General features: G+C 44.6%; 9 protein-coding genes and 1 pseudogene. 9 read left to right on the top strand and 1 reads right to left on the bottom strand.

Annotated elements, in window-relative coordinates:
- Nucleotides 1–870: phage late control D family protein (locus IQR33_RS32370; protein ID WP_228013776.1), on the bottom strand; the 870-nt coding region annotated here is incomplete at its 3' end.
- Between the two features lie 597 nt (nucleotides 871–1,467).
- Between IQR33_RS32370 and IQR33_RS05560 the strand changes: the two genes are divergently transcribed.
- The 9 genes and pseudogenes from IQR33_RS05560 to IQR33_RS32365 form a co-directional block, all read left to right on the top strand.
- Nucleotides 1,468–2,859, top strand: a complete 1,392-nt coding sequence (locus IQR33_RS05560) for an ImpA family type VI secretion system protein (protein WP_140184292.1) — start codon at nucleotides 1,468–1,470, stop codon at nucleotides 2,857–2,859.
- A gap of 26 nt (nucleotides 2,860–2,885) precedes the next feature.
- Entirely contained in the window at nucleotides 2,886–3,416 is a 531-nt protein-coding gene (locus tag IQR33_RS05555) for an Hcp family type VI secretion system effector (protein WP_008219014.1), read from the top strand.
- A gap of 69 nt (nucleotides 3,417–3,485) precedes the next feature.
- On the top strand, nucleotides 3,486–3,995 hold the full coding sequence (gene tssB / locus IQR33_RS05550) for a type VI secretion system contractile sheath small subunit (protein WP_008219012.1): 510 nt from the start codon (nucleotides 3,486–3,488) through the stop codon (nucleotides 3,993–3,995).
- Entirely contained in the window at nucleotides 3,995–5,473 is a 1,479-nt protein-coding gene (gene tssC / locus IQR33_RS05545) for a type VI secretion system contractile sheath large subunit (RefSeq protein ID WP_140184291.1), read from the top strand. Before tssB ends, tssC begins: the two co-directional genes overlap by 1 nt.
- A gap of 47 nt (nucleotides 5,474–5,520) precedes the next feature.
- The gene (locus IQR33_RS05540) at nucleotides 5,521–6,876 is read left to right on the top strand and encodes a type VI secretion system contractile sheath domain-containing protein (RefSeq protein WP_038886657.1); all 1,356 of its coding nucleotides are present in this window, start codon (nucleotides 5,521–5,523) and stop codon (nucleotides 6,874–6,876) included.
- On the top strand, nucleotides 6,873–7,289 hold the full coding sequence (gene tssE / locus IQR33_RS05535; protein ID WP_010446924.1) for a type VI secretion system baseplate subunit TssE: 417 nt from the start codon (nucleotides 6,873–6,875) through the stop codon (nucleotides 7,287–7,289). The genes IQR33_RS05540 and tssE overlap by 4 nt, the downstream gene beginning before the upstream one ends.
- Entirely contained in the window at nucleotides 7,282–9,063 is a 1,782-nt protein-coding gene (gene tssF / locus IQR33_RS05530; protein WP_140184290.1) for a type VI secretion system baseplate subunit TssF, read from the top strand. The genes tssE and tssF overlap by 8 nt, the downstream gene beginning before the upstream one ends.
- Nucleotides 9,045–10,028 carry a type VI secretion system baseplate subunit TssG gene (locus IQR33_RS05525; RefSeq protein WP_140184289.1) on the top strand — a complete coding sequence of 328 codons (984 nt, stop codon included), beginning with the start codon at nucleotides 9,045–9,047 and terminating at the stop codon, nucleotides 10,026–10,028. Before tssF ends, IQR33_RS05525 begins: the two co-directional genes overlap by 19 nt.
- An 8-nt stretch (nucleotides 10,029–10,036) precedes the next feature.
- Nucleotides 10,037–10,399, top strand: a pseudogene (locus IQR33_RS32365) (type VI secretion system ATPase TssH); the annotation flags it as partial.

Genomic DNA, 10,399 nt, shown 5'->3' with positions numbered 1-10,399 from the left:
TGAGTGAGAGGCTGACTTCTTAAGATCTAACGCTTCCATATGCATTTTTGCTGCGTCACGGACTTCATTTTTATTCTCGTGACCAAGTGCAAAGAGTTCTTGTGTCAATGAAGTTGGTGCATAACTTTCGGTGCTTCTTCGGGTGCCGCTATCAAAAAATTCAGCCATATCTTGAGTATGATCGGCGACAGATACCTTTCCACTGCCAACATGGTGGGCTTGACTCCACGTTGTTAGTACGTGCTGCTGATTGTTGCCACCTATTTGATAGCTTAAATTTGGACCAGACATTTTCTCAAATCGTTGATTTGAATCGCCAATGCTGACTGTCGACTTATTGGATTGATGGCGTACGTAGTAGTGCCAACCTTCGCTTGCTAACAAGCGCCGTATAAAAGCTTGGTCGGTTTCATCAAGTTGAACACAATACTCATGTTTTTTCCCATTTGTGGAAAGGGAAAAGTGAAAATAGCTTTTGAGATCAGCTTTTTCTAACAGATTTTCAATGATCTGTTTCGTTGTCATGTTTTGAAAAATCTGACGACTTCGCTTGTATTTCAGTAAGCTAAGCGGATCCAATATCTCTATTTGATAATAAAACTGGTGCTTGTCTTTGCTATATCCTGTGAATTGCAGAGTGCTACATATGCCTGAAAAAAAGCGCTTTCCGACATCAAACTCGTAAGATACACAAACTGCTTTGCCTAGGTTTTTGGTATCGATCTCCATGTTTGCCGCGATGGAAACGGAAAACTTGCAACCTCCAGATATGCTTTCCTCTCCAATTAATTGGGTGACAATACAACTTTTGCCATCTGAAAGCTTGATGGTGAGGGAGCGGGTTTGGTGCTTTAGTTCATTACTGCTCATATTCACTTAATTCACTATTAAATAACAATTGATATCATTATTACTTGATGTAATGACATCAACGTTCAGGACTTACGCATTTAATCTATTTCGAGTTAGATCTTAATTCAAGGTGATTTGTTTAACATATTACTATTTAAAATTGATAAAACCGATTGCTTTGAGGTCATTCTCAAAGATGATTAACTTTAAATGATAAATTTTCTCGCTAATTATTTATTGGTGCATATCTATTTTCTGAGTGTTTAAGATGTCGTTAATATATTTATTTATAGCGTTATCTTGCATTTTAAATCACTTAAATCATGGGTTTATGTTTTTTTTCTTATTTTTCTCTCGGCAAGAGGTCGGATGACCTAAATGTCAACTAAATATGGCTTAAATTGCTATCTCTATACCTCAACTAAAAAATATATCATTAGCAATTAATATGTTTATCACTTAGTGTGAGGTGATTTCAGTAAGATGTTGTTTTTCGAAAAAATAAGAGTCTTTCAGGCTAAGCTAATTTAATAACTATAGCTTTTTTCTTTCAGGAGGAATAGCGATTGAACTTAATTGGAACTTGAACGGATAGTTGAAATAGAGTGGAAACCTATGCCTTTTTCAAAGCATCAAATTGAGCAACTTTCTACACCTCTGAGTGATGATTCTATCTGTGGCGTTTACCTTAAACTGGATAAAGGTGCTTTTCGCCCATTACGTAATGAATTTAATGTCGCGCAAACAGCTCTGCGTAAGCTAAGTCAAAACCCCAGTGCCGACGAGAAAGACGCGTTACAAGAGGCATGTCTAAATAGCTGGAAGACTCTTTCAGACAGCTTGTTCGAACAGTTTTCAAATACAACCAGAGATATCGAGCTCATATCATGGTTTATTGCCGCTCAATTCCTTCTCGATACCACGTTAGAAAGTGCTGCGAATAGCCTTGAGTGGTTAGCCGATTTAAGTGAGAAGTACTGGGAGCACCTCAACCCTGTACTGCCAGTTGAAAAGCTCAAATCTGATGATGATAAGGGCAAAGAGAGAGAGCAAGCTGATGCGAAAGTTAAAGCATTTTTCCAATTAGTTGGTGATAGCGAGGAAAGCTCGATTCTCTATGCACCGATGCTGCAACTGCCCTTAGTTGGGGACGTAACGTTTTTTGATTTTCAAAGTGCAGAGAGAAAAGGCGAAATTAGCCAACTGAAATCTACGCTTACCACCACGGTGGCGCAAGAGCGTTCCGCGATTCAATTCAAGATGGAAAATGCCAAACGTTGTATCTCCCAGTTGGAGCGTTTGTCTTCGTTAGTGAGCACTCATTGTCAGTCTGTAGGCATTCAAACTACCAACTTTGGATTTGCGAAGTCACTGCTTACCCGCGTTGAAAACGCTTTGGTTCATTTAAGCGGAATTAAGTTGGCCCCGAAAGCGGAGGCTAAGGCAGTAGAGCAAGAGGTTGCCGAAAGTTCAGTTTCTGAAGGTCATCAGCCAAGCGATATGGATGCAAAACAGATAGAGCCAATACCTATGGCATCGGAGCAGGCTCAGACCGTAAGTCAACACTTACACGCAGGAAACCTCTCTGAACTGGGTAACTTAAACAACATGAACCGAGACTTAGCTTTCCATTTGCTGAGAGAAGTCTCTGATTATTTTCGCCAGAGCGAACCGCATAGCCCAATTTCATTCTTGTTAGAAAAAGCGATTCGATGGGGATATTTATCCTTACCTGAGTTGCTGCAAGAAATGATGTCGGAACAAAACGGTGACGCTCTTAGTACGATTTTTAATGCCGCCGGATTGAATCATCTCGATCAGGTTTTGCTGCCGGAGGTGAGTACTCCAACGGTGGACATTAAAAGCCCCCAGACACCTCAAGCGACGCCTCCCGTTTCGGAGCCGCCAAGTGTCGAAGAGCATGTATCTCAGACTTCCCCTGTAGATACCCAATCTAAGCAAGATGAAAAACCACAATCATCCGCTACGTCGGCTCTGAGTTGGTAATTGTGTTTAAAAAATAAGGAAAAATCATGGCAAGTATTTACATGCGTGTAAGCGGTCTTCAAGTTGAGGGCGCAGCGACTATCGGTCAGCTAGAAACGGCTGAAGGTAAAAATGACGGTTGGTTTGCAATCAACTCTTACTCTTGGGGTGGCGTTCGTAACGTTGCTATGGACATCGGTAACGGCACCAATGCGGATTCAGGCATGGTTGGCGTAAGCGAAGTTAGCGTAACTAAAGAAGTTGATGGTGCTTCTGAAGATCTACTGTCTTACCTCTTCAACCCAGGTAAAGAAGGTAAAACAGTTGAGATTGCATTTACTAAGCCTTCTAACGATGGCCAGGGTGCAGACGTTTACTTCCAAGTTAAGCTAGAAAAAGCGCGTCTAGTTTCTTACAACGTGAGCGGCACTGACGGTTCTCAACCGTACGAAAGCCTATCTCTTTCTTACACTTCTATTTCTCAGAAACATCACTACGAGAAAGAAGGCGGTGAACTACAAAGCGGTGGTGTTGTGACTTACGACCTACCGACCGGAAAAATGACTTCTGGTAAGTAATTCTTTCATTAGACATGCCACGTTCAGTGGCATGTCTATTTCATGAATATCTCATTTTAGGACACCGTTATGGCATTGAACTCACAACATAAGCGCGTTAGTAAGAACCGTGTCAGCATCACTTATGACGTTGAAACGAACGGCGCTGTAGAGACGAAAGAGCTGCCGTTTGTTGTTGGCGTAATTGGCGACTTTTCAGGCCACAAACCAGAATCAGAAAAAGTTGATTTAGAAGAACGAGAGTTCACGGGTATCGATAAAGACAACTTCGATACAGTGATGGGTCAAATTCACCCGCGTCTTTCGTACAAGGTTGATAACAAGCTAGCTAATGATGATAGCCAGTTTGAAGTGAACTTAAGCTTCCGTTCGATGAAAGATTTCCACCCAGAGAACTTAGTTGATCAAATTGAGCCGCTTAAGCAGTTGGTTGAAACACGTAACCAACTAAAAGTACTGCTAAGCAAAGCCGATCGTTCGAGAGATCTTGAGCGTCTACTGAAAGAAGTTCTGCAAAGCGCAGATGCCATCAATGGTTTAGCTCAAGAACTAGGTTTGAGCAAAGAGGGAGCGGAATAATGTCTGTAGAACAACAAGCAGTACAAGGTGCTACTGAAGCAGAAGCAACGCAGAGCTTTCTTGACCGAGCGATCAACGCAACAGCACAAACACCAGTAGATACGACAAAAGAGCTATTGAGCATCATGGCTTCTCAAGCGCTGGAAGGTACAGTGACTTGGGATAAGAACCTAACGTTGACGATTGAAAAAGCAATCAGCGCGCTAGACAGCAAAATCTCTGAGCAGCTGTCAACGGTGATGCAAAACGGTGAGTTCCAAAAAATGGAAGGCTCATGGCTAGGTTTGCAAAAGCTTGTGAAAAACAGCGAGCTAGGCCCAGATCTGAAAATCAAACTGGCGGATTACACCAAAGACGAATTGCTAGAGCAGTTTGAAGATGCACCAGCGATCGATCGCAGCCGTTTCTTCAATATGGTTTATCAAGAAGAATTTGGTACAGCGGGTGGTCAGCCATACGGTGCACTGCTAGGTGACTACGAGTTTGGTTACGGTGATGAAGACGTTGCTCTGCTACGTTACATGGGTGAAGTTGCTTCTGCATCTCACGCACCTTTCGTTGCTGCCGCGAATGCAAGTATGTTCGACTTTAACGCATTCAGTAGCTTTTCTGAAGGCAAGCCAGTTGCAGCAGGCTTTGATTCTCCAGCATACGCAAGCTGGAATGCATTCCGTGAAAGCGATGACTCACGCTACGTTGCTCTGACTCTACCGAAAACGATGGCTCGCCTTCCTTACGGTGCAGAAACTGTTCCAGTTAAATCATTTGCATTTGAAGAGCTTCAAACTCGCGACAACGGTCAGCAAGTTGTGTCTTCAGACGGCGATTTTGTATGGAGCAATGCGGCGTATGAGTTTGGTCTTCTGATGACTCAAGCTTACACCAAGTACGGTTGGTGCACGGCGATCCGTGGTACTGAGAACGGCGGTAAAGTCGAGAACCTGCCAAACTTCACTCACTACTCTGATGCTGGTGATTTGCTACAGCAATGTCCGACAGAAGTTAACCTAACGGATGAGCGTGAGAAGGAGCTGAGTGATCTTGGCTTCTTGCCACTGGTTCACTACAAAAACACCAACTACGCGGTGTTTATGGGTGCTCAGACTGCGCATAAACCAAAAACGTACACAGACCCAGATGCAACGGCAAACGCGGCAATTTCAGCACGTCTTCCATACACAATGGCAAGCAGCCGAATCGCACAGTACCTAAAAGTAATGGGCCGTGATCGTATTGGTTCAAACATAGATCCAAACGACGTTGAGAAAGAGTTGAACTCTTGGATCAACCAATACGTTAACCCAAATGCGATTGGTAACGATGCGAAAGCAACACATCCATTGGTTGAAGCAAAAGTGACAGTAGAAGAGCAAGCTGGACGCCCAGGTGCTTACTCTGCAGTGGCTTACTTACGCCCTTGGCTGCAAATGGAAGAGCTAACCACTTCACTACGAATGGTTGCGAACATTCCTGGCTAATTCTATTCGGGGGCGCCGTCCCCCGAATGTTTTGAACTGAGTCGCTGATGTATACAGATTCCGAATTTGACCGCATTTTAGCTGAGAATCCTGCCTGGCAGGAGCTGTTACTGTGCGCGAAAAGTCAGTCGGTGGCTCAATTCAAAGCATTGTTGGTTCGTTTGATCTCCGAGATTGATACGTCAATAAGTGAACAGTTGTCGGACGTTATCCAACACCCTAACTATAAGCAGTTAGAAGCCTCTTGGACGGGGCTTAAATCGTTAGCGCAGCTGCAAGTATCCCAGCGTCGAGTCAAAATCAAAATGCTCGACTTGAGTTGGAGTATGGTTTCGGCAGATCTCAATTACTCTTTCGATCTAAAGCAGTCATCCCTATACCGAAAGCTGTATTCAAATGAGCTGGATACCGCCGGTGGTAGCCCATTTGGCATGGTGATGGTCGACCACAAGGTCTCGGCTGATTACGCCGATGATCAGGAGTATGACGATCTCTACACCCTTCAACTGCTCTCTGAGCTGGGGGAGCTATCTTTTTGTCCAATGGTGCTCGGAACCGACGAGTTTTTCTTTGGTGATGAACCAAGAAGGCTGCTTCACGACAGTGCGAGAATTGATCGCATTCTTACTAGTCGAGATTTTGTTTCATGGCAGCTGCTACGAGAAAAAAGCTCATCACGATTTTTGCATTTGGTGATGCCAGAGCATTTGATTCGTCAACCATATCGTCAATATCAGGCTGGGTTTGTTTTTAACGAACGCCAGCAAGAGAAATATGCCTTATGGGGCAGCAGCGCTTACCTCTTGCTCGGTAATGTAATGCGAGAGTTTGACCGAATCAGTTGGTTTGGATTCCTGCGTTCTTACGATGAGACAGGTTCGTATGGGGCGATCGTTCAGGACTCAAAAGAGCTTAAGACCAAGGTAGACATCTACAGTGAAGAAGATGGCTTTTGGTCGTCTCAAGGGTTCATGCCTTTAACCAGTATTTACTTAAGTGGCCATAAAGGTTTCTTTAGCAATCAATCTGTTTGGCAAGCGCCTGATGAAGCTCAACGTCAGCTCGGTATGCTCCAAACCAATCTAATGGCTTGCCGATTTGCCCATTACATCAAGGTTCAAATTCGTGACCAAGTTGGTCGATATGACAGCGCAGAAAGTTGTCGACGCAGTCTAGAGCGATGGCTAGAGCAGTTCATTAGCAACGTCAATTATGGCGAGGATGCCGTACTTGCCCGATATCCGTTGCGGTCTTGCTATGTACGCATTGAAGAGGCTCCTCATGATAAAACCCGCTACCTATGCGAGATCATGCTTCAGCCTCAATATCAATACGAAATGATGGATGCGAAAGTGGTGTTAACTACCTCGGTATCTGGCAGTGAGGTTGGAGAGACATCGTGAGCTTAATGGCTAAGTTAACCCAAAGCTGGAATGACGATATCGACAGTGTTCGAGATGCGATTGTTGATAACGTCTGTGATCTTATTTCCAGCCGAGCACCTCTGTGCTCAGAGATGTTTTTATCGGAAAAAGGAACGATTGCCGAGTTCGGTATGCGCAACATGGCTCGTGCTCAAAGTAAAAACAACACCAGTGACATTGTCGCAGAAATTGAAGTGCTGATTCGAAACTTCGAACCTCGCCTGAGCCAGGTAGAGATTGATGTTCAAGAAGGGGAATTGGGTAGCAACCAATTGAGCTTTCGCCTTTCCGCCGTAGTGCATTCAGAGCTCGGTGATGAGGCGATCGTATTGGATTCTTTTTTGGATTTGAGCAGCAACAAACTAGATGTAAGGAAGTCGAATTTTGTCTGATTCATTGCTTTCCTATTTTGAACAGGAACTGCGCTTTATTCGCAATGAAGCCTCTCAGTTCGCGGAACGTCATCCGGGGACGGCTCGTACGTTGGGAATGCGTAAAGACAGTATTGATGATCCTCAGATCGCGCGTTTAATTGAAAGTGTTGCCTTGATGAACGGCAAACTGCAGCAGCGCTTGGATGAGTCTTACCCAGAGCTGACAGAAAGCTTGGTGAACTTGTTGTTCCCGCATTATCTAAGGCCAGTGCCGTCATACAGCATGTTGGACTTCGCTATTTTTGAAGAAGCGAATGCAAAGCACAGTATACCTAAAGGCACAGAATTTGATGTCGCGAGTGAATCTGGTGAGCCAGTGGTGTTTCGCACTTCCGAAGATATAGCGCTGCTTCCAATTCAAGTTGCTTCGGCTGAAGTGCTGTTTGCGCCATTTGAACTGGCTAAGCCTACGGGTGCAGAAAACGCAAAAGCGATGTTGGAGCTGACGATTAAGGCAACCGACAGCGGTATCGAGTTGCGTGATCTGGATATTGACCAGTTGAAACTGCATCTCAAAGGTGAAAGCCACTTCGCGTTGCGTTTGTATGATGTACTCGCCCATGGGGGCTGTCAGGTGTGTATCCAGAATAATGGCAAGAGCTACTCATTAGGTAAGTCTGCAATACAGCCAATTGGCTTCGATGTGAATGACACTATTTTACCGTATCAAGCAGCAAGCTTTGGCGGCTTTAAGTTGCTGACCGAGTTCTTCATGTTCCCTGAAAGATTTCAAGGATTCAAATTAGACCTTGGCAATGTCATGCAACAAGCAATCGGCTCAGAGTTTCGTATTCAGATTTTCTTGAATGAGATGAGTGTGGTGCAAGCGCGTAGCATTCAAGCACAACATTTTTCTCTGTTTTGTACGCCATTGGTGAACCTACAAACCAAAGTGTCAGAACCTCTGCAAATCGACTTCACTCAAAAGCAGTACCTAATTTATCTTGATGCAAGTCAGGGTAATGATTTGGAAGTGTTTTCTGTTGATGAAGTGCTAGACGTGACGGAGGGCGAACCGTTTAAGGTTTGTCAGATCTACGGAGACAAGTACAACAGTACAGAGACTGCACTTCGTTGGCAGCTCGTACAGGATACCCACGAAAGAGGCGTGCTTCGCAGTGGCTTAAAAGTGGCTGATATTGGGCATGTTAGTGCCACAACGTCGTCGAGAGTTTGGTCGGTGACGACAACCGCGACTGACGGCATTCGAGCAGGCTCATTGCCTGTAAACAGCCAAGTGACATGTCGAGAATCTCTTACGATTCCTGCGGCTATGAACTTACTGCGTCGCCCAACCTTGCCAGTGCGTAGTCGTGACGCAAATAAGAATGTATGGGCACTGCTTTGTCATTTGCACTTTAACTATCACGCGATTCTAGGGACGGATGACCCAACCGCTACGCTGAAAAATGTGTTTGATTTGTATAACCACAACCAAGCGGTGCAAAACCACATCTATATCGAGTCCCTGCAAAATATCGAGCAGGAGCAAGTGGTGGCTCCGATCCGAGTGTCAGGAAAAACATGTTTTGCTTACGGCACAAAAATTACGGTGACGTTAGACGCAAGTAATGTCAACGGAGGTGTATCGCTCTTTGGTCATTTGCTTGACCACTTCTTTGCTTATTTCGCAGGCTTCAACAGCTTTACTCAAGTGGATATTTATTTGGAAGGCCAAGACGGTGTTTACCTGTCCTTCCCGAGGAGAACTGGGTGCAAGAGTTTGTTGTAAGCCGTTTCGCTTATGGTGCGTTTGAGGGGCAGCTAGAAAAAGCGTGGCAGATCTTCAAGCATCAGGCTCATTTAAAAGGTCAGCGACCTGAAGTGAGGTTTAGTGCGGAAATTCTCCCAGCTTACTATCAAGCAGAAGTTTCTACGGTTACTTCGGAGCGAGAGGGTGAATTTACGGTAAAGACATCATTGGCGGCTTTGTCTGGCAACTCTGGTTCGATGCCTAGAGCGATGTATGGCGATGCACTAAAAGCGCGTTTTGAACTTGGTGATGAAGCACCACTCGACTTTTTCGACATGTTTAATAACCGTTACTACCGCTTGTACTGCGAAACAAAGCAAAAGCATGAGCTGACGTATCAGATTGAGGAAGAGGCGTTTCATTGGAATCGTGACCGTCAATCTATTACTAAAATGCTTTCCAGTTTGGCTGGACAGACTGGAGATAAGGCACCAATGCCGGAATCTCATTTGGTGCAATACACCGGCTTATTAGGGTTGAAATTAACCTGCCCATTGGCGCTTAAGTCGATGCTAGAAGATTACTTCGAGTCGGAGTTTGAGGTTGAACGCAGTGGCCTAGAGTATTTGCCTCTAACAGAGTGTTCGTTAACTCAAATTGGCCAAGCCGGAAACAATCATCAATTGGGTATGGGCGCGTTGGTCGGGATGTCGACGCCAATGACGGGGCAGAAACTCAACATAAAAATTTGCCCTCAAGACTATCAGCATTACTTAAAAATACGCACTGACAAAGAGATGGTTCTTGCGCTGGACCATATGGTTAGAAGTTATATGGGAGTGAATACCAAGTATGCACTCTATATGAAGGTAAATAGCCAGTATCTGCCGAGAGTGAAGCTATCAGGCAGTCACCAAAAAGCGTTAAGAATTGGCCAATCCGCGTGGATGAGTCATCAATCAGATCGTCAACAGTTTGTTGAAATGCCACTGACGAAAAGTTAGGAAACAGAATGATAAATATTGAACTACAAAGCTTGGTCAAAAGGCTTACTCCGTTACTAAAAAGTGCCCTAGAAACGGCTGCTGGAGATTGTGTAAGTAAAGGACACTTTGCGATAGAAGCTGAGCATTGGTTTGTTCAGTTGTTACAGCAGTCTAAAGGCTGGGAGGCCGCACTGCTGCAAGCATCAATGGCCAAAGAGTCGATGTTGGAGCGTTGCAATGACCGTCTGATGCACTTGGCTCGTGGTAATGACTCTTCACCTTCTTTGTCCCCTGAGTTGGTTGAGTTACTCAAAGATGCATGGATGCTTGCTTCATTAAACAATCAGCAATCGGTGGTAAATGAATTTCATCTGCTTATGGTGCTAAAG

It is taken from the genome of Vibrio sp. OPT46, from assembly GCF_015163535.1.
GTDB classification, from domain to species: Bacteria; Pseudomonadota; Gammaproteobacteria; order Enterobacterales; family Vibrionaceae; genus Vibrio; species Vibrio alginolyticus.
This window is presented reverse-complemented; position numbering and strand designations above follow the sequence as displayed.

Excerpts from the sequence above, each read along its gene's own strand:
- IQR33_RS05560 (WP_140184292.1), top strand. The coding sequence starts at position 1,468 with ATGCCTTTTTCAAAGCATCAAATTGAGCAACTTTCTACACCTCTGAGT.
- IQR33_RS05555 (WP_008219014.1), top strand. The coding sequence starts at position 2,886 with ATGGCAAGTATTTACATGCGTGTAAGCGGTCTTCAAGTTGAGGGCGCA.
- tssB (WP_008219012.1), top strand. The coding sequence starts at position 3,486 with ATGGCATTGAACTCACAACATAAGCGCGTTAGTAAGAACCGTGTCAGC.
- tssC (WP_140184291.1), top strand. The coding sequence starts at position 3,995 with ATGTCTGTAGAACAACAAGCAGTACAAGGTGCTACTGAAGCAGAAGCA.
- IQR33_RS05540 (WP_038886657.1), top strand. The coding sequence starts at position 5,521 with ATGTATACAGATTCCGAATTTGACCGCATTTTAGCTGAGAATCCTGCC.